Genomic DNA, 23,925 nt, shown 5'->3' with positions numbered 1-23,925 from the left:
TCAGGTGGTTGTTGATCCTGATAACAGTGTTGAAGAATTGAACGAAACAGACAACATGATCAACATTACCGTCAGTTCTGGAAGCCCACTTCCAAATCTCATTCCTCACTTAATGAAAGCATCAGTCACATCATTTGAGGTAAACAGGACATATTCCCTTCTTTTAACCCTAAAAAATAATGGGGTACTTGCTTCAGGGACTTTTCGTGTTCTTCTTGTGGATAATGGTGTTCCTGTGTCTTCTGTGGTTGTTTCGTCTCTTGGTGCTGGTTGTGTGGGTGATGTGGTGTTTAACTGGACTCCTGTGGGTGTGGGTATTCACAGGCTTCAGGTGGTTGTTGATCCTGATAACAGTGTTGAAGAATTGAACGAAACAGACAACACCTATGAAGCATTATTCATGGTTAAAAAACCCGGTAAAATTCTTGTTTTGATAGTAACCGACGAGTCACAGGCACTCATCATGAATCAGGCGGTACATGGCAATAATATACTTGGCTATCAGCCCATCGCTGAAAATGTTATCATCCAAATAAGAAGTAACAGCCAGATTACTGGTATGAGTGAAAATGAACTCCTGAACCTGCTGTCATCGTGTGACATATTCATAGGGGGGTGGCTGAGTGACTCTGTATCATCAGCACTGCAGAGTATAATCACCGCCCATCCCGAGGTGACCGTTAAAGCTGGCGGAATGTTTCTTATTCTTGAACCGGCAGTGTCATCAAATCCTTCCAATGTTAACCTCATGAGGTACTCGAATGTCCTTGGCACTTACATACTCGGCACATTTCCAGCAGACACCCTAATGGACTATTATATGAATACAAAGAGAGGGACGGCCTATGAATCAGTACTTAACTATACCTTGCATTCGGGCTTTCCAGACGACTATAACAGGGCGGTGCTCTACAAGGACATACTCAACAGGAAAGCAGCCGAAAACATGATTCTCTGGGCCCTTAGCAGGGTTGGTGTTCCAGATACTGGCTTCTGGAAGGAGCCATCATGGTGTGCATCCGGTGAATATGAATACGGTATCTACAGGGATGGATGGTATGGGAACCTGACACAGTATATGAGGGATCACTGGAGGGCGGATGCAGCTGGATGTGTTGGTATAATTGAAAGTACCCTCTATGTGGGTAATCAGATGCTCCAGCCATACTACGCACTCATAGATGCATTTGAAGCCCTGAACCTCAATGTCATACCCGTCGTGGCGGCAGGTGCAACCCCTTCGCAGCTTGATGTCATGGTGAAATCATTTACAGATGCACCGGATACTGCCAGTTTCCTTGCATCACCAGGGAATTACACAGTATACGTTGATGCTGTGGTAAACCTCCTCGCATATGGACTCGGGGGAGAAGAGTTCACCAATGTAACCAGATTCTTCGAAGCCCTCAATGTCCCGGTATTCAAGGCAGTTCATTCTGATCATCTTACCCTCAGTGACTGGGAGCTTGGCACACTTGGTCTTGGACAGATTACGGGTGACAGATGGTGGCACATTGCAGTTCCAGAGGCGCAGGGAAACATGGACCCAGCACTTGTCGCAACAAAATCAGAACCGGTCACAGATCCCATTACAGGTCTGAGGTACAGTTTATATCAGGTGATAAATGAGAACATAAGGGATGTTACCCTCACCGTGAGAAACTGGGTGATGCTTGGCAAACTCCCGGATTCTGAAAAGAGGGTTGCACTTATCTACTATAACTATCCCCCTGGCAAGAATAATGTGGGATCCAGTTACCTTGATGTTCCCACAAGCATTCTGAATATACTCAGAATCCTTAAGGAGAACGGTTATTCTGTTGAGAACATTCCCTCCAGCACAGCAGAACTCCTCAAACTTATACTTGAGAGAGGTATAAACGTTGCCTCCTGGGCACAGGGGGAGGTTGAGAGGCTTGCAAATACCCCTGATGCTGTGCTCTACTCTGTAAGTGAATACATGGCATGGTTCTCATCACTGGATAACATGACAAGGGTCCAGGTTGTTGAGGGCCCTGTGGGTTACATAGGTGAACTATGCAGGAGGGCTGTTAATCTTGGATGCCATGATATGGACTCACGCATCGACTCATGGTATCAGAGCATGATGGCCCTTTTACCGGATAACCAGACCCTGAGGGCAGTCTCCCTCCTTGATAATATTGTGGCGATTCTCAGAAATTACGTCAGAACAGGGAACATTTCATACTATAATCAGTTCCTCTCACTTAAGAGGCAGTGGTTTGCACTGAACATCAGCGGCCTCTGTGGCTGGGGTGATGCCCCTGGGAATGTGATGACAGTAACAAGAAATGGCACAGAGTACTTTGTGATCCCTGGCATATGGTTCGGAAACATATTCATATGTCCCGAACCACAGAGGGGATGGGAGGGGGATATCTCCAAGCTCTACCACAGCATGGCTGTTGCACCACCACATCAGTACCTTGCAGTTTACAGGTATATCCAGGAGAACGTCAATGCCATGGTGCACATGGGTCGCCATGCAACCTATGAGTGGCTCCCGGGAAAGGAGGTCCTCCTTGCAACCTATGACTTTCCGGAGGTTGTTGAAGGTAACATACCCCAGATATACTATTACATTGTCGACGGACTTGCTGAGGGTATTCAGGCAAAAAGAAGGGGTTCAGCGGTTATAATAGACCACCTAACACCCCCAATGGTATTCACAGCTCTTTATGGGGGTTATGGGGCACTCGCAACCCTCATCCAGCAGTATGATGGAGCAACGGAGGATCAGAGATCAGTGATCATCAACAGGATTCACGATATCATAAGGGAGAATAAGCTTCAGAACATCATTGAAACATACCTGGGGACCTCAATAGCAAATCTTAGAGATGAAGAGCTTGTATCCAGACTTGAAGCCTATCTTGAGGGTCTTCAGAGCACTCTCTATCCTCATGGTCTACATGCGATAGGCGAAAACTGGACCAGTGAGGAGGTGGCGATGCTTGTCACATCGATCCTGTCTGTACCCTTCAGTGTATCACCAACCATCGAGACAAGTCTCCATGATGAGATGGCACTTCTTCTCTATGGAAAACCCTACAGTAATCTCACAGCATCTCAGAGGAGCTCTGTTCAGGATAAATGTGTGTCTATAATCCAGAGTATTATAAGCTCGGGCCTTAATGCGACCATTAAATCCATCACAGCAACGCCCAGTGACAGATTGGTTGCTGTACTTCAGAGGGCAGTTCATTACATTGACGCAATACATGAAAGCACTGAAAATGAGGTTAAGGCCCTTCTGGAGGCACTTGATGCTAGATTCATTGATCCGGGCCCCGGGGCTGATCCGGTGAGCAATCCGGATGTCCTGCCAACGGGCAGGAACTTCTTCCAGGATCAGGCAGCTGAGATCCCAACAGTGGCTGCATGGGAGTATGGTAAGACCCTTGCACTTCTCCTTCTTCAGAGCATAAACGATACAACCGAGAAGGTCGCTGTGGGTATATGGTGCGTTGAAACTGCACGTGACGATGGGGCCCTTATTTCAATGGTTCTCTACCTTCTGGGAATGGAACCCAGGTGGTCGGACAGTCCCAGTGCAGGTGTTGGTGGCCAGAAACTGAAGGAGATGCCAGCGTACGTTGAGCTTAAGGACCTTGTGAGACCCAGTGGATGGACTAAAAGGAGAATCGATGCGGTTATAGTAACAAGCGGACTCTTCCGTGACCTTTACAGCAGGCAGGCTGGACTCCTTGATAAGGCGTTCAGGACAGCCCTTGCAAGGTCCTACTACACAGTGCTGAGTAACCCCCTCCTTCGGAGGAAATATGGAAGTAGCCTCCAGGATGCACTTGATGCTGTGCTCCAGCCCATAGGGTTCTATGGACTTGGCAGTGAACCCCTTGATGAAAATTACGTGGCAAAGCACTGGGTTGAGGACTTTGAGTACTACATTTCACTTAACTTCACCCCCAGAGAGGCAGGGGAATGGGCAATATCAAGGATATTCGCTCCACCTGAGAATGACTATGGTGTAGGCATATCCAAATCCGCCGAGTTAAGCTGGACTTGGGAGAACAGAACTGAGCTCGCGGACTTTTACCTTAACCGCATGGGCAACATCTATTCGTCAACCAGGTGGGGAACATCAAACCCGGCAGTATTCAGAAGGACGCTTCAGGGCATCTCACAGGTATTCACCAGTAGAAACACGAATCTCTATGGTGTGCTGGATAATGATGACTTCTTTGATTACTGGGGAGGGCTCTCGATGGCCCTTGAGAGGGTAAATGGATATGCACCCTCAATGTATGTGCTCAACTATGCCACAAGATCAAATCCAGGAGTCCTATCACTTGAGAGCTACATGGCGAGGGAGATGGCTTCACGCTACTATAACCCTGAATGGATCAGGGGCATGATGAATGAGGGTTACAGCGGCGCCAGATACATGTCAAGAAAGTTCATAAGTAACCTCTGGGGATGGCAGGTGACAAGACCAGGCTCAGTTTCTGAGTGGATGTGGGAGACTGCATATGATGTTTACATCAGGGATAAGTATGGTGTTGGAGTTTCAAAGTGGCTTTCAACAGGCGATAGGGCCTATGCTATGATCAGCATAACAGGGACAATGCTTACGGCCATACACAGCGGCTACTGGCATGCAGATGAGAAGACGGTCAGGGACATTGCCAGCAGGTGGGCCTCTTCAATTGCAGAGTATGGTGTTGCCTGCTGTGACTGCAGCTGCGGTAACATCGCAATGATGGAGTGGGCCATGCAGTACCTGAATCCGGATCTCCTTGCGAGGGTTAAATCAAGGTTATATGCCGCCACAATGAATGCAGCATTTGCACCAGCTGAAAACCCTTCCGGGGGTGGTGAGCACGGTTCAACCCCCGGAAGTAATCCTCAGACTGACAACAGTGGCAGTAGCGTATCAGAGAACTCAGTAACTCAACCTGAAGGTCCGGGGGCTCATGGAGAATCACAGGATGCTGGGTCAGGGTCAGATGAATCATCTCCAGGTTCAGAAGGCTCTGGAAAATCGTATGAAATCCATGAAAGGGGAACCCGGTCGTATCAGGCCACGGGACTTCCACTTTATGCTATTTTGGGTGTTCTGGTCCTCGTAGCCCTTGTTGGGGCGGGTTATTTCATGGGACTCAGAAGGAAGCCCTACTGAAACCCGATTCATTTCTTGCGAACTTACAGTCGCATCTTCTTTATATCTTTCTATAGCGAAGTGATGTTGTGCAAATCTATTTTTCAGAAAAGCACTAGATTAAAATGGGGAGGTCCTATGTACACTAAAACTATGGAAAGGTGTGTCCAGAAGATAGGGTACAATGTGAACCGCTTCAGGGGTAACCTTCTTCTTCTGAAGGGCGGGAAGAATCCTGAGGAACTCAAAGATGAATTCATGGATATAGAGCGTTCTTTAAGTGAAATATTCAATGATATAAGGTTTGAGGTTCCTGATGCAGGACTTGAGGGTGTGCACAGCAGGATCCTCAGGGCGGCGGGAATTTATCGTGATTCTCTGAGGGAGTTCATGAGGTTCTACGATGATGGTGATGATGACCATTTTGTCCATGCGGGGCTCATGATAAATGAGGCCAATGAGATCCTCAACGAGGCGGCTTCAATGATGGGTGTCTAGCCTGCAGTTTTATTCAGCTCCTCTATCAAGTATTCGTGGCGGGTTACATGTACACCAGGTGTGTATCCTACAGTTTTATTCAGCTCCTGGCTATGAACCTCATGTATATGAACTCCACGAGGCGCCCGTAGATCCATGGTACGAGGATGAACATGGTTATCCCAATGGCACCTGTGAGTATTCCCAGCAGCCACTCTGGGTATTGTTCCGGCCTCCAGGTTCCTATGATGTAGGTGAGGGTGTTCAGCATACCACCTGCGACGGCCATTATGAGCCCAGCCACCCAGTACCTTCCGAAGTCCTCAGCCATTAAATACCCCCAGACTTTTTTAAGCATCAGCGTATCTGGTTCCTTGGGATGAATTTAAGTGCCGCTGAGTTCATACAGTACCTCTTACCGGTTGGCTGGGGGCCGTCATCGAAGACGTGGCCAAGGTGGGCGCCACACCTTGCGCAGAGGACCTCACAGCGCACCATTCCAAGGCTCCGGTCTTCCCTCAGCTTCACATTGTACTCTGATATAGCGTCATAGAAGCTTGGCCATCCTGTGCCTGAATCGAATTTGGTTTCTGAGTCAAAGAGGTCCGTGCCGCAGCATACGCAGCGGTATATACCGTCACCATGGAAGTCATGGTATTTGCCTGTGAATGGGGGTTCTGTGCCCCCACACCTTGCAACACGGAAGGCCTCGGGTTCGAGTATCTCCCGCCACTCCTCAACGGTTAATTCGATTTTTTCAACCATCTCAACATTTCCACTTGCAGCGGAGAATATGGGGATTTTTTCACTCATGAGTGGAAATATGTTCTTAAATGTATATTAGATTATATGAGGATACTGGGGTTTTTTCATTAATTTCTGATAATTCATCACTGAAATTATCCTCTGAACCTTTTTCTCTCTGCATATGTGTCCTTTCTGAGATTCAGTCGATCGCAGTTTCCAGAGAAACGATGGACTTTCCAGTTTCATATTTAAAAATAATGGTAAAAGACCATTACAAGCATGATTAATTGGTAAAATACCAAAAAGTTTATAAGTCATATGGTATAATTCCAAGTTAACATGGTTAAGTGGAGGTGATAACATGGATATGGATGATGATGGTTCGGGCGGATATTCACTCTCAGTGGGCCGGATTCCATATAATGTTATCATCTCCGTGGTAGTGGTGCATAATTTCATAAAGGACCCCATACTGCTTTACAAGATTCACAGAATGAAGGCCCTCTGATTCTAAACTATCATAAAAGGGATTTTTCAACTCAGATATTTTCGCATGACATTTTATCCAGCGATAGCTATCTTCAAGGGGGCTGGATCATGATAAAAAGAAATGAAAGGATGGACTCAAAGAATTCAAGGTTACTCAAATACTCCTCAATGGATATAAATGAACTCCTGGAATCATTAAAATCATCCCCTGAGGGAATTGAAGAGAGGGAAGCCGTAGAAAGACTTGAAAGGTACGGTAGAAATGAGGTTTCACATGAAAAACCCCTAAAATGGTACTCACACCTTTTAAGGTCCTTCATAAACCCATTTATAGGCATACTGGTTGCAATTGGCCTGATATCACTTGTAACTGATGTTATAATGGCTTCAGAACCCGACTTCAAGGTGGTGATAGTTGTAACCACAATGGTACTTATAAGCGGGGTACTGAGGTTCTCCCAGGAGTACCGCTCCACACTGGAGGCGGAGAAGCTGAAGAAAATGGTTAAAACCACTGCAACCGTCATCAGAGGGGACAGCGGAAGAAGGGAGGTGGAATTTTCAGAACTTGTCCCCGGGGACCTCATACATCTCTCAGCAGGGGATATGGTCCCGGCTGATGTTAGGATAATATCAGCCAAGGACCTCTTCGTAAGCCAGTCGGTACTCACAGGGGAATCTGAGCCGGTGGAAAAGTTTCATATAACAACTGAAGTCACCGGGAACATATTTGAACTGGAAAATATCTGCTTCATGGGCACAAACGTTGTGAGTGGAAGTGCACTGGCAGTTGTAATCTTCACAGGTGACAGTACACAGTTCGGCACCATAGTGAAGGACATATCAGGAAAAAGACCCGTTACAAGTTTCGAGAAGGGGGTTAACAGCGTAAGCTGGCTCCTCATAAGATTCATGGTCTTCATGGTCCCGGTGGTTTTCCTCATAAACGGGATAACAAAGGGTGACTGGGTGGAGGCCCTCCTCTTTGCAGTCTCAATTGCAGTGGGACTGACACCTGAAATGCTCCCCATGATCGTCACAACAAATCTTGCAAGGGGAGCCATGGCCATGGCCCGCAAGAAAACCATTGTAAAGAGGATAGAGTCAATACAGAACTTCGGGGCAATGGATGTACTCTGCACAGACAAGACAGGCACACTGACCCTCGACAGGGTTGTGCTTGAACTCCACCTGGACATCCATGGAAGGGAGGATGAAAGGGTACTCAGATACGGATACCTCAACAGCAGCTACCAGACAGGACTGAAGAACCTCATGGATGAGGCAATAATAGAATTCGGGGATGAAAGAGGCTTCAATGAAGTCAGGAAGAATTTCACCAAGATCGATGAGATCCCCTTTGACTTCTCAAGGCGCAGGATGTCAGTTATACTGAGCGATGGCGATGAGATCCTCATGGTGACAAAGGGCGCGGTTGAGGAAATGCTCGAGATATGCTCAGCTGCAAGGTACAATGGAGAAATCGTGGATCTAACCAGGGAGATAAAGGATGAGGTTCAGGGGAATGTCACAAAACTTAACATGGATGGATTCAGGGTCCTTGCAGTTGCAGAGAAGAGGGGTCTTCCACCAAAGGATAACTTCACCGTGGAGGACGAGGATGAAATGATCCTTGTCGGATACCTGGCCTTCCTTGATCCACCCAAGGAATCAGCCAGAAAGGCCATAGAGGCCCTGAGGAAACATGGAGTTGAGGTTAAGATAATAACAGGTGACAATGAACACGTCACAGGAAACATATGCAGAAGGGTTGGCCTCCAATATGATAGGGTGCTGTTTGGCCATGAGATAGAGGATATGACCCTGGAGGAGATATCTGAGGCAGCAGAGGATACAGCGATATTTGCAAAGGTATCACCACTTCAGAAGGCAAAGATAATAAGGGCCATTAAGATGAAGCACACCGTGGGTTTCCTGGGTGACGGTATAAATGATTCGCCGGCCCTCAGGGAGGCCGATGTGGGCATATCCGTTGACAGCGCAGTTGATGTTGCAAAGGAATCCGCTGACATCATCCTACTTGAGAAGAGCCTCATGGTACTGGAGAGGGGGGTCCTTGAGGGAAGGAGGACCTTCGGGAACATAATGAAGTACATAAAGATGACTGCAAGCTCAAACTTTGGAAACGTTTTCAGCGTACTTGTTGCCAGTGCCTTCCTCCCCTTCCTCCCAATGATGCCGGTGATGCTCCTCCTACAGAACCTGCTCTATGACATCTCACAGATATCCATACCCTGGGATGGAATGGACCCTGAGTTCCTTAAGGTTCCAAGGAAATGGGATGCCAGTGACCTTGGAAGGTTCATGATTCTCATAGGTCCCATCAGCTCGATATTCGACATAGTAACATACCTTGTCATGTGGTTCGTGTTCTCAGCAAACACGGTGCCAGAGCAGGCACTCTTCCAGTCAGGATGGTTCATTGAGGGCCTCCTCTCACAGACACTCATAGTTCACATGATAAGGACTGAGAAGATACCGTTCATCCAGAGCAGGGCGGCAAAGCCGGTGATGATCTTAACGGCCCTAATAATGGCGACAGGGATCATCGTCCCATTCACGGCCATAGGATCATCCATCGGCATGGTCCCCCTTCCAGGAGAGTACTTCATATGGCTCGTTATTATACTCACCGGCTATGCGGTGCTCACCCAGGCCCTCAAGAGGGTCTACATGGGAAGGTATGGTAAATGGCTGTGATCATCACCCACTTTATTTTTTCTAACACCGTTTTTACTTGATTAAACCCACAGGAAGGGAAGGTATATAAAACAGTAGGGTGATAGTATGCACTGGATTATTTTATGGTAAAAGGAGAGTCTGATTGGAAATGGATGACCTGGATTTTGCAATACTCCAATGCCTCATGAGGAACTCCCGGATAACAATATCAAGGATGTCCGAGGAGATAGGAGCCCCTGATGCCACGGTATCAAATAGACTGAAAAAACTGGAGGGGGAGGTTATAAAACGTTACACCATGATACCAGACTGGCAGAAGGTGGGTCTCGGTATAACGGCCATTATAATCATACAGACAGAGTCCGAGAAACATGAGGATGTTAAGCTCAGTCTCTCAGAACTCGATGAGGTCTCAGAGGTTTACAGTGTATCAGGCGAATACGATCTCCTGATAAAGGTCTGGGGCTCAGATATAGGGGAGCTCAATGACATCATAAATGATAAGATAAGACACATCGATGGTGTGGAGGACCTCACTGAGATGATAGTAATGGAAAGAATAAAAGAGGATGTCCCAAAAATTTCAAAAATCTGATTCAGGCAAATTCAATGGTGCTTGGTGGCTTATCACTCACAGAAAGCGCCACATGTGTAACCTCGGGTATCTCAGAGGTTATACGCTTTGATATCCTCTTCACAAGTTCCCAGGGGAGTTCAGGGACACTGGCAGTCATTGCATCAAGGGATTCAACCATCCTTATCACCACGAGATAGCCGAAGTCCCTCACATCACCCTTAACACCGGTCACCATGGTGTCTGTGAGCACAGCAAAGTACTGCCAGAGGCTCTCATGGAGCCCGCTTTCAAGGACCTCCTCCTCCACGATGGCGTTGGCCCTCCTGCATATCCCTATTTTTTCTCTGGTTATCTCACCCACGATCCTCACCGCCAGTCCAGGACCGGGGAATGGCTGCCTCTGAATCATCTCACGGGGAAGGCCGAGTTCAAGGCCAATTTCCCGCACCTCATCCTTGTACAGTTCCCTTATGGGTTCCACTATCTCAAGCACCAGTCCATGGGGGAGTGCAACGTTGTGGTGGGATTTTATCTTACCCTCGCTCTCGATCCAGTCGGGGGCTATGGTACCCTGCACCAGGTACCTTGCACCTATCTCCTCTGCCACGCGTTCAAAGACCTCAATGAAGACCCTCCCGATTATCTTACGTTTCTCCTCAGGGTCTGTCACACCCTCAAGTTCCCCCAGGAACTCGTCTGATGCATCAATGTAGCGGAAGTTAAGCCTCTCGCTGAAGGTCTTCTTCACGTATTCTGCCTCACCCTCCCTGAGGAGTCCGTGGTCAACGAAGACCGCTGTCAGGTTATCACCTATGGCCTTACCTGCAAGTACAGAGGCCACGGAACTGTCAACTCCTCCTGAGAGTGCTATTATTGCCTTTTCATCACCCACAGTATTTCTTATCTCTTCCACAGCTTCCTGAATAAAATCAGATGGATTCAGCATTAATATCACCGGATAAAAATGATTGGTTTAATTATTTGTGAGGATCCTATTTAATGTTAAGGTCAGCCTTTTATGAAACCTTACTCTTCGACTGATGTCGGGAGCTCCTGTCATGAAATGAATTCTCTTAGAGGTTCTTACAGACCTCATGGAAGTTCTCAAAGACCCTGTGGCCATCCTGTGTATGGTGGACCTCAGGGTGGAACTGTATACCGTAGACTGGCTTCTCATGGTGTTTCATGGCCTCCACCTCACATATGCTCGAGGTTGCAAGCACATCGAAGTCCTCGGGGAGCCTCTTAACCTCGTCCTTGTGGGAGGCCCAAACACTCATCCTGGGGCCGAGGCCCCGGAATATGTCATCCTCGTCCAGTATCTCCAGTTCTATCTGGGCGTAGCTCTCTGCCTCGGCGGTTGCAACCTCTCCCCCATATGCAAGGGCTATGAGCTGGTGGCCCAGGCAGATACCCAGTATCGGGATATCGAGTTTCTGGATGTATTCAACACAGTTACCTGCCATCTCGAGTGATGGGCCGCCGCCGAGTATGAGGCCATCTGGTTCCATTGAGATGATCTCATCCAGCGGTGTTGTGTTGGGCACGAGACTGGATGGTATCTGGAGATACCGGAGTGTCCTGTGTATTCTGTGGTTGTACTGGCCGTGATTGTTGATGATGAGTATCATAAACATTCTCCCTGTCTGATTCTAAAAATCTATTTATATTTAATTGGATAATTAAATATTATGGAGGCCATAGATATAATTTACATTCTGGTTGCACTTGTACTTGCGGTTGTGGCATTCTATGTTCTTATCTGGTTGCTGCCGGTTATAGTGGTTCTTATAATAGCCTATGTGATATACGTCTTCCTCAGAGAGGGAAGATGATACTGGAGGGGTGCATATAGCGGTTCCTGATTTTCAGGATATAATGTTACCCCTCCTGAGGCTGGCAGCTGAGGGAGAGCAGAGTTTAAATGGGTCCATAGAAAAACTTGCAGAGGAGTTCCAGTTATCTCTGGACGATTTAAACGAACTAATGCCAAGTGGTTCGCCAAAGTTCAGAAGCAGGGTTTCATGGGCCAAGACATACCTCAAGAAGGCGGGTCTTCTTGAATCAAGGAAAAGGGGATTTTTTAATATCACAGAGCGCGGACTGGAGGTTCTTAAGGAGGATCCCCCCGGCATTGGCGTTGATTTTCTGATGCAATTCCCTGAATTTGCAGAGTTTCGTGAGGGATCAGGTAAACCAAGGAAGAGCCGTAAAAGGTGTCCAAAAAGAACCAATTCAAGGAGGGAGAGGCTCACCCCTGAGGAGAGACTTGAAAGGGCCTATGATGAACTCAGGAAGGGTCTCGCAGCCGAAATCCTGGATATAGTCAGGAACAGCTCACCTGAATTCTTTGAACGACTTGTTGTGGATCTGCTTGTAAGGATGGGGTATGGAGGATCCAGGGAGGATGCAGGGAGTGCCATTGGCAGGCAGGGGGACGGTGGCGTCGACGGGATAATAAAGGAGGACAGACTGGGACTTGACGTTATCTACATACAGGCGAAAAGGTGGAACAGTTCAGTGTCCCGCCCCGAGATCCAGAAATTTGTGGGTGCACTGCAGGGTAAGAGGGCAGGAAAGGGCATATTCATAACCACATCGGATTTCACGGAGGGTGCAAGGGAATATGTCTCCAAAATTGATAGCAGGATAGTGCTAATTGATGGTATGCAGATGGCGAACTATATGATTGAACATGGTGTGGGTGTAGCTGAGGTGGCCTCCTACTCTGTTAAAAAGATTGATAATGATTATTTTTCTGAATGAGGAGACCTTTTAGAGTCTCTGTATTTCACTGTAGGCGTAGGTTGCTGCAATAGCACCCTCTGCACATGCCGTTACCCACTGGTTCAGGCCCCCTGTGATATCCCCTGCGGCGTATACAAGGGGGATGTTTGTCCTCTGTCTTTTATCTGTTATGATGTAGCCACCATCATCTACCTCAACACCCAGTTCAACTGCGAGCTGATTGAGGGGCTCTTCGCCTATTGATATGAATATCCCATCAACTTTCAGGGCCTCATCCTCACCTGTTACACGGTTGTGTATCATTACCTCCTCAACCCTATCATCACCCCTTATCTCGGTTACAACAGAGTTCCATATCACAGGGATATCCATTTCCTTCAGCTTTTCCTGGAGGTACCTGTCGGCCCTCAGTTCATCCCTCCTGTGGATTATACTGACATCACAGCCTATGTTTTTGAGGAATACCGCCTCCTGGGCCGCGCTGTTTCCCCCACCAACCATGAGGACCTTCCTGCCCTTGTAGAGTGGGCCGTCACAGGTTGCACAGTAACACACACCCCTTCCAAGGAGGTCATTCTCGCCGGGCACACCCAGCTGCCTGTGTTTGCTCCCTGTTGCAAAGATCAGTGCGGAGGCTGTGTAGGTGTCCCTTGAGGTCCTGACTGTGAATACGTCATCCTTCTCTATCTCCTTCACCTCCTCCATTTCCCTGAGCTCAGCAACCTTTGTGGCCTGTTTCTTCATTTTGGTGACAAGGCTCATCCCGGCTATCATCTCAAAGCCAGGGTAATTCTCCATCATGGGGACCTCAAGGCCCAGTCCACCTGCGGGGCCCTTATCAAGCATGAGGACACGACTTCCCTGCCTTCCACCGTAGATACCTGCTGTTAGTCCTGCGGGGCCAGCCCCTATAATGATTATGTCATAATCAGTCATCATACCACCTTCAGGGTTTATCTTGGTTTTTGCTTGAGATAAAGATTTCAGTGAATGACTTACTGGGGGTATCCATTGAAGCCTGCATTGGACTCTACTCTGATAAAGATTTCAGTGAATGACTTACTGGGGACATCTCCAATGAGGTCCATATTAAATTCTAACTCTTGGATTTCAGTAAATGAATCACCAAAAGGACTATGTGGAGTCCCCAGGACTAAGATTGGATTTAACTTACATTAAAAAGGTAATTGGTCTATAATTTTCTTTTTGGTGAAAAAAATTTTAAAATTTGAGGTTTCTAGAGTCTTTCGCGGATTTTTGAGTTCAGTATCCTGTTTACAACCTTACCATCGGCTCTGCCACGCAGCCTACCCATGGCCTGACCCATCAGGGGCCCCATTGCACCCATACCCCTCTCCTGGATCATTTCGTGGTTAAGCTCAATGATCTCATCTATCACAGCCTCAACTTCATCCTCTGTGAGGAGCAGGAGGTCCAGTTTCTCTGCAGCTTCTCCTGCTGTTACACCATCATCGGCCATGCAGGCAACTATGTCCCTGAGGGCATCCTTTGACACCTTACCCTCCTCAAGGAGTCTGATGGCGTCTCTGAGTTCCTCAATACCAATACTGCCCATATCATGGCCCTCCCTTCCAAGTTCCCTGAGGGTGTAGGCGAGGAGTGATGCTATCACGGTCACATCAACCCTGAACTCTGCGAGGACCTCGAATTCCTCAACAAGGTTCCTCTTAACAAGCTGGGACGCCAGGTCCTCACTGAGGCCATAATCCCCTATGAGCCTCTCCTTCTTCTCTGAGGGAAGTTCAGGGAGGTTCTCCCGGATCCCTGCGATGAATTCCTCTTCTATGCTGAAGAGTGGTATGTCTGTTTCAAGGTACATCCTGCTTGAGGTTGGAAGTGGCCTGAGGTACTGGGTGTTGCCGTCGGGAAGGGCCTTCCTGGTCTCCTCAGGCACGCCCTCAATGGCCATCCTGGCACGTTTGATGACCTCACTGATGGCATTCTCCGCTGTCTCCCTATCATGGGCCACCAGGACCACTGCATCCTCATCTGAGGCATCAAGGGCTTCCCTTAGGGCTTTAACCTCCTCGGGGGTTATGCCGTAGGCCGGGAGTTCATCGGTGTGGAATATTCCCTTAACACCCCTCTTCTTTGCATAGTCAGCCATCTCTGTACCTAAACGTCTTCCTGGCTGTATTTCGGTTCCTATCAGTCCATGGAAGCCCCTGAGTTTAACAGCGAGCACTGACTCTGCTGAGGATATTATCTTTGAGTCTGTATCCCTGAAGACCTCTGAGACATCAACCAGATCCCCATCAACCGACGCGCCCCTCTCTCTGAGGGTGTTTCTTATCTCAACCAGTTTCAGCTGCCTCCTGACCTCCCTCTCAACTATCTCAGGGATCAGTTCAAGGTCCTGGACACCTTTCACTTCGACTCTGGCTCCCTCACGTATGGATATGTTGAGGTCCTGCCTTATGGTCCCGAGGCCCCTCTTAACGCGGGTGCTCCTCAGCACCTGGCCTATCTGGTATGCGACGTCCCTGAGCTGATGGGGGTCACTGATGGATGGGTCGGTGGTTATCTCAACGAGGGGTATGCCCAGGCGGTCCAGTCTGAATACAACACCATCCCCTGTCTCCCTGATCCTCCTTGCGGCGTCCTCCTCAAGGCAGAGGTTCTCTATTTTAACAGTCCCCTGTGGTGTTTCAAGGTGGCCGTCGGTTGCAACAAGACCCGTCCTCTGGAAGCCGCCGGTGTTGCTGCCATCGATGACCTGCTTCCTCATGGTGTGGAATTCATCCACAACCCTCATGTTAAGGAGGAGTGCGATTGTAACTGCAAGTTCGAGGGCCTCCCTGTTGAGGGGGTGGGGTGGCTCCTCATCTGCCTCAACGAGGCATGTTCCATCATCGTAGTTCTCGTAGTGGAAGTGGAGTTTCCTCATGGCCTCCTCGAAGGCTGCCCTGTCAAATTTCCCGAGTTCGCTCTGGGTTGGTCTGAGGTTCCTCACTATGTCGTGGTCAGGTTCTGAATCAATGAGTTCTGTTCTGCAGGGGCAGAAGAGTTTGCTCTCTGTATCAAGCTGTTGGTGTATCTCGAGACCCATTTTGAGCCCTATCTCATCCCAGTTCATCTGATCAACCCCTGAAGTATGCTATGGATGTCCTCTCGTTGATTTCCCCTGCAATGTTATCCATCATCATTTCACGCACCCCTTCGGGTTCATCTGTCTGTCCCAGGACCCAGCACATCTTTACGTAGGCGACCTCCGGGAGCATATCTGCGCAGGGTATGACACCTGCCTGGAGTAGCCTCCTTCCTGTGCTGTAGACGTTCATGTTGACCCTTCCATTGAGGCACTGGGATGTCATGGCAACTGGGACCCCCATATCATGGGCCTCCCTGAGTACCGGTATCAGTGTGTCGGGGCAGTGGCCGAGGCCTGTACCCTCCATTACCAGTCCCCTGTAGCCCCTCTCCAGGTGCCATTCTATGATCTCAGGGGACATTCCAGGGTAACTCTTTATGAGGGCAACCCTCTCCTCAACCCTGTCATGGAGTTCCAGTTCACATGAACCCCTCCTCCTGTAATCATCGTCAAGTATTTTGATGTCCCCGGGTGTTACCTCTGCGAGGGGGAGGGCATTTATGCTCCTGAAGGTGTCCCTCCTTGAGGTGTGCATCTTCCGCACCTTCACTCCTCTGTGGAGGTGGCAGGTGAGGTCATCCATGGTTGCATGCATGCAGACGGTGACCTCAGCTATATCAGAGGTGGCGGCCCTCACCGAGCACTGTATGTTGAGGCTTGCATCTGATGATGGCCTGTCTGAACTCCTCTGGGCGCCTGTTAGGACCACCGGTACTGGCGTCTGAAGCATGAAGCTGAGGGCGGCGGATGTGTAGTGCATGGTGTCGGTTCCATGTGCGACAACAACACCATCTGCACCATCATCTATCTCCCTGTAAACGGCCCTTGCGGTTTCAACCCAGTATTCGGGTTTCATGTTTTCACTGAGGATGTTCAGGACGGCCTTACCCCGTATGTTTGCCATGTCCAGGAGCTCTGGGTTGGCCCGTAGAAGGTCATCTGCGGTGAAGGCCGGGTGCACAGCACCTGTACGGTAGTCTATTATTGATGCAACGGTACCGCCCGTTGATATTATGGATATGTCTGGCAGCTGGGGGTCCTCAATCACATCAACCGGGGGGAGCTCTATTTTTGGCTCTGAACCCCTCTCAATGAGTTCTATTTTAGCGTCACTGATTTCAACTCCAATGTTGTACCCGTTTTTGAGTTTCAGGACGATGTGCCTGTCATCTGCATCATCTGCACGGTCCAGTACCATACCCTCATAGGTCACATCGGGTTTCTCCACCCTGACGGTGTCCCCCACATCTATTGAGGCTGATTCAAGGAATCTCCTGGCTGATCCATGGTATGGCATTAAAATTCCCCCTCAAGGTTCTTCCTGGCCCACTCTGCACCGGCCTCGAGTATTTTAAGGTTCATGTCTATTATTTTATCCTTACCAGAGAAGGTGAACCTTATGGCCTCACTGAAGGATTCCTCATGGAGGCCTGTGATTCCAAGGGCCATCATAACACCCAGCATGACGGTGTTGGCAGCCCTTCCGGTGCCGTGTTCCTTTGCTATTTCAAGGGCCGGCACACCTATGGCCCTGACATTATCCTTTTTCCTGAAATCTGCGGTTGCAGTGTCGTAGAGGACAGTACCACCCTCCCTGACATCACCTGCAAATTCATCTATGGATGGCTGGTTGAAGGCCACGAGGACGTCTGGTGTGTCAACTGCCGGTGAACCCACCCTTTCACCTGATATAACAACTCCACAGCTGGATGTACCTCCCCTCTGTTCGGGCCCATAGGCTGGGTACCATGATGTGTGTCTTCCCTCACTGCAGGCTGCCTGGGCCAGTGTCAGCCCCATGCTCAGGACTCCCTGCCCACCGAAACCCGCGATCTTAACCCGTACCTCTGGAAATTCCGGGTCATCCACAGGGTCTGGCACAGAGTCCTCCCTTATCTGGAATATACGGTCCAGGCTCTCCCTTGAGAAGTCGCTCTCTGACCTTATGAGGGGTTCTGTCTCGAATGAGCGGTCCCTGAAGTTCTTCACAGGGAATTCCTTTTCCATTTCCTCCTTAAGGAATCTTTCAGCGCCCTCGGCGTCCTGCCTGAGGTTTGTGGGACATGGGGATAGTACCTCAACGAATGCATAGCCCTTCCCGTCCCTCTGGATTTCAAGGGCTCTTTTAACAGCCCTTTTAGCCTTCCTTATGCTCTTTGGGTCTGCAAGGGAGACCCTCTCTATGAAAACAGGGGCCTGGAGGTTGTCGAGGAGTTCACACATATGTAGTGGGTAACCTGCGTACCGGGGGTCCCTCCCACCGGGACAGGTAACTGTAACCTCACCTATGAGGGTTGTTGGCGCCATCTGGCCCCCGGTCATGCCGTAGACGGTGTTGTTGACAAAGAAGACCGCCATTTTTTCACCACGGTTCGCGGCCTGTATCGTCTCATTGAGGCCGATGGATGCGAGGTCCCCGTCGCCCTGGTAGAGCATGACCACGGCATCGTCCTCTGCACGTGATATCCCTGTACCCACCGCGGGGGCTCTTCCATGGGCCACCTGGACGTTTCCGCAGTCAAAGTAGTAGTAGGCGAAAACTGCACAGCCAACAGGGCTTATCATGACTGAACGCTCCTGTATACCCAGTTCATCAATGGCCTCACCTATGAGTTTGTGGAGTATTCCATGGCCGCAGCCTGCACAGTAGTGTGTGGCTGTGGGTGCGCTTCCACCCTTCCTCTTGAATACATCGTGGAGTGAATCTGGTTTTCTGATTACCTTTTTAGTCATTGGATTCCCCCGCGAGTTCTCTGATCTTCCTGAGTATATCCCTCAGTTCTATGAGGTTTCCACCCATCCTGTTTACGAGTTCAACATCCCTGCAGCTGGAGGCCATCCTTATATCCTCCCTCATCTGGCCGCTGCTCATCTCAACTGATATGAAGGTGCAGCCACCCTCTGCAAGCTCCCCAATCCTCCTTGAGGGGAAGGGGAAGAGCGTTATGGGCCTCAGAAGACCCACCTTTATACCATCTGCACGTGCCATGTCAACTGCGCTCTTCGCGACCCTGCTGCTTATACCGTACGCCACGAGTACAATGTCAGCATCCTCAACCATGTATTCCTCGTATCTCACCTCATTCTCCTCCACCACCGCGTACTTCTCCTGGAGGTAGAAGTTGAACTCCTCGAGTTCATCGAAGTCAAGGAATATGGAGGTTACGAGGTTCTTCATGGTTTCCCTGCTGCCGCAGACAGCCCATGATGTGTCTGGCCTGTGCTCCACGGCCCTTTCAGGGAAGCGGAGGGGCTCTGCCATCTGCCCCAGGACGGCATCTGCGAGCACTATAACAGGGTTCCTGTACTTGTCTGCCAGCTCAAAGGCCTCCATTGTGAGGTCGCACATCTCCTGTACACTGTTGGGTGCAAGGACGATGTTTCTGTAATTTCCATGTCCACCGCCCTTCACCAGCTGGTTGTAATCTGCCTGCTCGGGTCCGATGTTTCCGAGTCCAGGTCCGGCCCTCATGACATCCACGATGACCGCAGGGAGCTCTGCGCCTGCAAGGAAGGATATTCCCTCCTGTTTGAGGCTCATACCTGGCCCTGAGGATGCTGTCATGACCCTGTGGCCGGCTGCTGCTGCACCGTACACCATGTTTATGGCTGCCTCCTCTGATTCCGCCTGTACAACCTTCCTCCCGACCATGGGGAAGTACCTTGAGGCCTCGTGCAGTATCTCGCTTGCTGGTGTTATGGGGTAGCCGAAGTAGCAGTCGCAGCCTGCATACATGGCCCCTATTATCACGGCGGTGTTACCCTTAACCATCTGTGTCGCCATCTTCACACCTCTCTATGTGGACCTCTATTGCGTTGATCTCGGGGCAGGTGTAGTAACAGTTTCCGCAGCCATTGCATCCCTCGCCACGGTACTCAACGTAGTGGTAGCCCCTCTCGTTGATCCTGCTGCTCATGTAAAGCACTTTCCTGGGGCATGCGATTATGCATCGCTCGCATGCCTTGCATTCGACCCTGTTTATTACCGGGTAGGCCTTCTTCATTGGTTTTCACCGTCTCCTTCAAGGTCATGCTGTCTGATCTCAACACGCCTTATCTTACCGCTTATTGTCTTGGGTAGCTCCTCAACAAATTCAACTATCCTGGGGTACTTGTAGGGTGCTGTCACCCTTTTCACATGGTCCTGTATCTCCTTCTTCAGTTCCTCTGATGGTTCATATCCCCTTGCAAGTACCACGGTTGCCTTGACAACCTGTCCCCTTATGGGGTCTGGGTAGCCGGTAACTGCACATTCAAGGACCGATGGGTGGGATATGATGGCGCTTTCAACCTCAAAGGGTCCTATATGGTAACCTGAACTCTTGATTATGTCGTCGGTTCTCCCAACGAACCACAGGTATCCGTCCTCGTCCATCCAGGCTGTATCCCCTGTGTGGTAGTAGCCGTCGTGCCATACCTCTGATGTCTTCTCAGGGTTCCTGTAGTAGCCGTTGAAGAGTCCTATCGGTTTACCATCCTCCGTTTTTATGACTATCTCGCCCTCTTCACCCACGTCCACGGGTTCACCGTTCCTGTCCACAAGTTCAACCTGGTAGCCTGGTGATGGTTTGCCCATTGAGCCAGGCTTTGGTTCCATCCAGGGGAAGTTTGCTATGCACACAACGCACTCTGTCTGGCCGAAGCCCTCCATGAGCTCAAGGCCTGTGTGCTCCTTGAACCTCTCAAAGACCTCGGGGTTGAGGGGTTCCCCCGCTGTTACCGCGTATTCTATACCTGATAGGTCGTAGCGTGAGAGGTCCTCCTTTATGAGGAACCTGTATATGGTTGGAGGGGCGCAGAAGGTTGTTATGTCATACATTTCAAGCTTCTCAAGCATCTTCTCAGGGTCAAAACGATCATAATCGTAGACAAAGACGGCGCTTCCGGCTATCCACTGTCCATAGATCTGTCCCCACATGGCCTTGGCCCAGCCTGTATCTGCGACGGTGTAGTGGAGGCCGTCCTCCCTGACGTTCTGCCAGTACTTTGCGGTTATTATGTGGCCGAGGGGGTAGGTGTGGTCGTGCTCTATCATCTTTGGCATACCTGTTGTACCTGATGAGAAGTACACAAGCAGAGTATCCCCTCCTCCGGGGCGATCTTCAGGGGCCTGGAAGTCCCCGGGGATATTGCTGAGTTCCTCCCTGAGGTTTATCCATCCTTCCCTTTCAAGGTCACCGACGATGACCCTTTTAATGTCTGCCCCGAGTTCATCAATGGCATTGTCAAATACATCAGGTACACCGTCCTCTGCTATGCAGACAACCATCTTTATATCGGCTTCCCTTATACGGTAGACGATGTCCTTCTCCTTGAGCATGTGTGTGGCTGGTATTGCAATGGCGCCTATCTTGTGGAGTCCCAGGAGGGAGTACCAGAAGTCGTACCTTGCCTTGAGGGTCAGCATGACAGTGTCACCCTTCCCTATACCCTCCCTGGTGAAGAAACTGGCCGCCCTGTCTGAGAGTTCCTTAAGCTCCCTGAATGTGATTGTTTTCTCATCTCCAGTGTCATTGCACCAGACGATGGCTGTCTTATCAGGTTCAATCTCTGCGTAGCGATCGACAACGTCGTATGCGAAGTTGAAGTTTTCAGGTATCTTTATCTGGAAATTATCATGGAAATCCTCGTAGGAGTCAAATTCAACACGGTTAACGAATTCATGTATGAGAGCAGTCATTGGCACACCTCTACATTATTATTGCAAGGAATCTGGCCCTTTTACCGTCCAGGGCCTCCATGGCATGTTCATATGATGAGTCAAAGAATATTGAGTCCCCCTCATTCAGTATTATCTCATTGTCATGTATGTAAAACCTTATGCGCCCCTCCAGGACGTAGTTGAATTCCTGTCCAGGGTGGCTGTTGGTCTTCGGTTTTCCGTCACGGGGCTCCACTGTAACTATGAATGGTTCGGCCTTTTTGTGAATGAACTTCTCTGCCAGGTTCTCGTAGCGGTACTGTTTCCTCCTCTCAACCTCCACCCCCTTACCCTTACGGGTGACGGTGAAGATGTGCATCCTTGTCTCCTCACCTGTGAGCAGAAGTCCCATGTCAACGCCCAGCTTGTGGGCTATCTCAAAGAGTATACTTGCCGGGATGTCCTCCTCTCCGGTCTCATAGCGGCGGTAGGTCTCCACATCAATGTTCAGGTAACTGGCCATTTCATCTTCCGTGACTTCTGAAAGTTCCCTCAGTTCCCTTACACGGGAACCAATCTCCTTACTTTTCTCTTTCATGGTTACACCTCATCAGTGCCAGAAAAAAATAATAATGATTATTAATGATAAATGTCTTCTGCCTTAAATACATTTCTCCTCCCTTAATGATTTAAGTTACACATAATAAATATATTGAGAGGAGGTCTTTTCATGGAGATAAAGACGGTCAGGATAGAGCCCCAGGAGGACCTGAACCTGATACTCGGGCAGAGCCACTTCATAAAGACTGTTGAGGACATCTATGAGGCCATTGTGAACACGGTCCCCCAGGCAAAATTTGGGGTGGCATTTGCCGAGGCATCCGGGGACTGCCTCGTGAGGCATGCTGGAAATGATGAGGAACTTGAGGAGCTTGCAGCAGAGACCATTCTTGAAATTGGGGCAGGGCACTCGTTCATAGTGTTCCTCAGGGAAGCCTTCCCCATAAACATACTGCAGAGGGTAAAGGATGTTCCGGAGGTTGTTAACATCTACTGCGCCACCGCAAACCCCGTTGAGGTCATCATTGCCGAGACAGAGCAGGGGAGGGGGATCCTGGGGGTCATAGATGGCAGCAGACCTGAGGGTATAGAGGATGAGGAGGATATCGCCGAGAGAAAGAGGTTCCTCCGCCTTATAGGATACAAGTTTTAGTGGAGTCACATAATCAGGAAGGGCCAAAATATATTAAACACCCCGTCCAATAATAATACGGGGGTTGTTTAAATGTCAGATACAGTGGTTTTTGTTAAGGAGAGCGGAAACAAGAATAAGGGCGAAAACATATTTGAAATAAACCAGAACAGGGTCCGGATGAAGGAAAAACAGAAAGGTACACTCTCAATAACATTTGAAAGTCCGGATAAGGAGGATATAGAAGCCGCCATGGCCTTTTTTGAATCAATGACCGACATGGAACCTCTCACAATGAACATCGCAGATACCGGTGAGGTGAAGGCCTACTTCAAGGGGACAGCGCCCTTCAGTCAGACTGAAGAGGAGGGAATGACGGTCTACACCTACGGTGTGACCATCCAGGAACTGCAGGAATAATTTAAATCCATTTTTTAAATTTTCATTGGTCCTTGGGGTAGGTCCACTCCTCAAAGATCTTGTAGATCCTGCTGGGGTCACTGAAAACCTCTGTTTTATCCATCCCTGATATCCTCTTCACGTGTTCAACATCCTCCCTGGTTATTTTGAGTTCCAGTTTCTTACCGTTTGGAAGTGTCGTGATAACCTTCCCCTCACTGTAGTCCGATGGCATGATGTAGACAGGGACAGATGCCTTCTGGGCCATTATAACAGCATTTGTAACCAGGGTATCCCCTATCCTCAGGGATATCTTGGCTGTGCTGTTGGAGGTGCAGGGAGCCACAAGTATGAAGTCATACTTACCAAGCTGGACCTGCCCGGCAAGGAATGGCGAATTGGCGTTTATCTCAACCCACTTCCTGTCAAAGCTGGTCTCAAGGTCCCTGTATAGGCCATAGTACTTGACAACCTGGTCACCTGCCTTGGATATGAAGACGTCGATTTTGATACGGTCCCCATAGATCTTTTTAATATCCTTCATTATTTCGTAGGTTTCAGTCAGTTTCTCCCCGGCCCCGGTGATACACCAGGCAACAGTCAGTTTTTCAGTCATGATTCATAATATGTTGGAACTTATTAATCAAATTTGGGTTGCAGATGATGGCATGATTTGGGCATGACCTTGCAGTCTTCTCAA

The 23,925-nt window shown here is 49.2% G+C and carries 22 protein-coding genes; 9 read left to right on the top strand and 13 right to left on the bottom strand.

The window, feature by feature from the left end; genetic code table 11:
- Nucleotides 1–55 precede the first annotated feature (55 nt).
- Together L5462_RS05595 and L5462_RS05590 are read left to right on the top strand one after the other, a co-directional pair.
- Nucleotides 56–5,161, top strand: a complete 5,106-nt coding sequence (locus tag L5462_RS05595) for a cobaltochelatase subunit CobN (protein WP_255772533.1) — start codon at nucleotides 56–58, stop codon at nucleotides 5,159–5,161.
- Nucleotides 5,162–5,278: 117 nt separating this feature from the next.
- Nucleotides 5,279–5,638 (top strand): hypothetical protein, encoded by a 360-nt coding sequence (locus L5462_RS05590; RefSeq protein ID WP_237779815.1) that lies wholly within the window; start codon nucleotides 5,279–5,281, stop codon nucleotides 5,636–5,638.
- Nucleotides 5,639–5,717: 79 nt separating this feature from the next.
- Here L5462_RS05590 and L5462_RS05585 read toward each other — a convergent pair whose 3' ends face one another.
- Together L5462_RS05585 and msrB are read right to left on the bottom strand one after the other, a co-directional pair.
- A complete protein-coding gene (locus L5462_RS05585) occupies nucleotides 5,718–5,948 on the bottom strand; it encodes a hypothetical protein (protein WP_013295920.1) in 231 nt (76 codons plus the stop codon).
- Between the two features lie 26 nt (nucleotides 5,949–5,974).
- Nucleotides 5,975–6,430, bottom strand: a complete 456-nt coding sequence (msrB, locus tag L5462_RS05580; RefSeq protein ID WP_237779814.1) for a peptide-methionine (R)-S-oxide reductase MsrB — start codon at nucleotides 6,428–6,430, stop codon at nucleotides 5,975–5,977.
- A gap of 295 nt (nucleotides 6,431–6,725) precedes the next feature.
- Between msrB and L5462_RS05575 the strand changes: the two genes are divergently transcribed.
- The 3 genes from L5462_RS05575 (at nucleotide 6,726) to L5462_RS05565 (ending at nucleotide 10,151) form a co-directional block, all read left to right on the top strand.
- Nucleotides 6,726–6,872: a hypothetical protein gene (locus L5462_RS05575; RefSeq protein ID WP_237779813.1), complete on the top strand. Its 147-nt coding sequence runs from the start codon at nucleotides 6,726–6,728 to the stop codon at nucleotides 6,870–6,872.
- An 89-nt stretch (nucleotides 6,873–6,961) separates the two neighbouring features.
- Nucleotides 6,962–9,574 carry a magnesium-translocating P-type ATPase gene (gene mgtA / locus L5462_RS05570; protein WP_237779812.1) on the top strand — a complete coding sequence of 871 codons (2,613 nt, stop codon included), beginning with the start codon at nucleotides 6,962–6,964 and terminating at the stop codon, nucleotides 9,572–9,574.
- A 130-nt stretch (nucleotides 9,575–9,704) separates the two neighbouring features.
- Complete coding sequence (locus L5462_RS05565; RefSeq protein ID WP_237780027.1) at nucleotides 9,705–10,151, top strand: Lrp/AsnC family transcriptional regulator; 447 nt, start codon at nucleotides 9,705–9,707, stop codon at nucleotides 10,149–10,151.
- 1 nt (nucleotide 10,152) lies between these two features.
- Here the strand turns inward: L5462_RS05565 and guaA are convergent, their stop codons facing one another.
- Together guaA and L5462_RS05555 are read right to left on the bottom strand one after the other, a co-directional pair.
- Nucleotides 10,153–11,079, bottom strand: a complete 927-nt coding sequence (gene guaA, locus L5462_RS05560; RefSeq protein ID WP_237779811.1) for a glutamine-hydrolyzing GMP synthase — start codon at nucleotides 11,077–11,079, stop codon at nucleotides 10,153–10,155.
- A 127-nt stretch (nucleotides 11,080–11,206) separates the two neighbouring features.
- A complete protein-coding gene (locus L5462_RS05555) occupies nucleotides 11,207–11,764 on the bottom strand; it encodes a GMP synthase subunit A (protein ID WP_237779810.1) in 558 nt (185 codons plus the stop codon).
- Between the two features lie 60 nt (nucleotides 11,765–11,824).
- On the opposite strand from L5462_RS05555, the gene L5462_RS05550 reads away from it, so the two are divergent.
- Nucleotides 11,825–11,968 carry a hypothetical protein gene (locus tag L5462_RS05550; protein WP_237779809.1) on the top strand — a complete coding sequence of 48 codons (144 nt, stop codon included), beginning with the start codon at nucleotides 11,825–11,827 and terminating at the stop codon, nucleotides 11,966–11,968.
- Nucleotides 11,969–11,978: 10 nt separating this feature from the next.
- Nucleotides 11,979–12,899 (top strand): restriction endonuclease, encoded by a 921-nt coding sequence (locus tag L5462_RS05545; protein WP_237779808.1) that lies wholly within the window; start codon nucleotides 11,979–11,981, stop codon nucleotides 12,897–12,899.
- A 9-nt stretch (nucleotides 12,900–12,908) separates the two neighbouring features.
- On the opposite strand, the gene trxB is transcribed toward L5462_RS05545, so the two are convergent.
- The 8 genes from trxB to L5462_RS05505 form a co-directional block, all read right to left on the bottom strand.
- On the bottom strand, nucleotides 12,909–13,817 hold the full coding sequence (gene trxB / locus L5462_RS05540) for a thioredoxin-disulfide reductase (protein ID WP_237779807.1): 909 nt from the start codon (nucleotides 13,815–13,817) through the stop codon (nucleotides 12,909–12,911).
- A 301-nt stretch (nucleotides 13,818–14,118) separates the two neighbouring features.
- Nucleotides 14,119–15,978, bottom strand: a complete 1,860-nt coding sequence (gene gatE, locus L5462_RS05535) for a Glu-tRNA(Gln) amidotransferase subunit GatE (protein ID WP_237779806.1) — start codon at nucleotides 15,976–15,978, stop codon at nucleotides 14,119–14,121.
- Nucleotides 15,979–15,982: 4 nt separating this feature from the next.
- A complete protein-coding gene (gatD, locus tag L5462_RS05530; protein WP_237779805.1) occupies nucleotides 15,983–17,290 on the bottom strand; it encodes a Glu-tRNA(Gln) amidotransferase subunit GatD in 1,308 nt (435 codons plus the stop codon).
- The gene (locus L5462_RS05525) at nucleotides 17,290–18,726 is read right to left on the bottom strand and encodes a 2-oxoacid:acceptor oxidoreductase family protein (RefSeq protein ID WP_237779804.1); all 1,437 of its coding nucleotides are present in this window, start codon (nucleotides 18,724–18,726) and stop codon (nucleotides 17,290–17,292) included. The genes gatD and L5462_RS05525 overlap by 1 nt, the downstream gene beginning before the upstream one ends.
- Nucleotides 18,719–19,777 carry a 3-methyl-2-oxobutanoate dehydrogenase subunit VorB gene (gene vorB / locus L5462_RS05520; protein ID WP_237779803.1) on the bottom strand — a complete coding sequence of 353 codons (1,059 nt, stop codon included), beginning with the start codon at nucleotides 19,775–19,777 and terminating at the stop codon, nucleotides 18,719–18,721. The genes L5462_RS05525 and vorB overlap by 8 nt, the downstream gene beginning before the upstream one ends.
- Complete coding sequence (gene vorC, locus L5462_RS05515) at nucleotides 19,758–19,997, bottom strand: 3-methyl-2-oxobutanoate dehydrogenase subunit VorC (protein ID WP_237779802.1); 240 nt, start codon at nucleotides 19,995–19,997, stop codon at nucleotides 19,758–19,760. Before vorC ends, vorB begins: the two co-directional genes overlap by 20 nt.
- The gene (locus L5462_RS05510; RefSeq protein ID WP_237779801.1) at nucleotides 19,994–21,673 is read right to left on the bottom strand and encodes an AMP-binding protein; all 1,680 of its coding nucleotides are present in this window, start codon (nucleotides 21,671–21,673) and stop codon (nucleotides 19,994–19,996) included. The genes vorC and L5462_RS05510 overlap by 4 nt, the downstream gene beginning before the upstream one ends.
- A gap of 10 nt (nucleotides 21,674–21,683) precedes the next feature.
- Nucleotides 21,684–22,232 carry a helix-turn-helix domain-containing protein gene (locus L5462_RS05505; RefSeq protein WP_237779800.1) on the bottom strand — a complete coding sequence of 183 codons (549 nt, stop codon included), beginning with the start codon at nucleotides 22,230–22,232 and terminating at the stop codon, nucleotides 21,684–21,686.
- Between the two features lie 132 nt (nucleotides 22,233–22,364).
- Between L5462_RS05505 and L5462_RS05500 the strand changes: the two genes are divergently transcribed.
- On the top strand, nucleotides 22,365–22,847 hold the full coding sequence (locus tag L5462_RS05500; RefSeq protein WP_237779799.1) for an adenosine-specific kinase: 483 nt from the start codon (nucleotides 22,365–22,367) through the stop codon (nucleotides 22,845–22,847).
- A 72-nt stretch (nucleotides 22,848–22,919) separates the two neighbouring features.
- A complete protein-coding gene (locus tag L5462_RS05495) occupies nucleotides 22,920–23,246 on the top strand; it encodes a hypothetical protein (RefSeq protein ID WP_237779798.1) in 327 nt (108 codons plus the stop codon).
- A 22-nt stretch (nucleotides 23,247–23,268) separates the two neighbouring features.
- On the opposite strand, the gene afpA is transcribed toward L5462_RS05495, so the two are convergent.
- Nucleotides 23,269–23,841, bottom strand: coding sequence for an archaeoflavoprotein AfpA (gene afpA / locus L5462_RS05490; RefSeq protein ID WP_237779797.1), 573 nt, complete (start codon nucleotides 23,839–23,841; stop codon nucleotides 23,269–23,271).
- Nucleotides 23,842–23,925 lie beyond the last annotated feature (84 nt).

Source organism: Methanothermobacter sp. K4 (assembly GCF_022014235.1).
Taxonomy (GTDB): domain Archaea; phylum Methanobacteriota; class Methanobacteria; order Methanobacteriales; family Methanothermobacteraceae; genus Methanothermobacter.
This window is presented reverse-complemented; position numbering and strand designations above follow the sequence as displayed.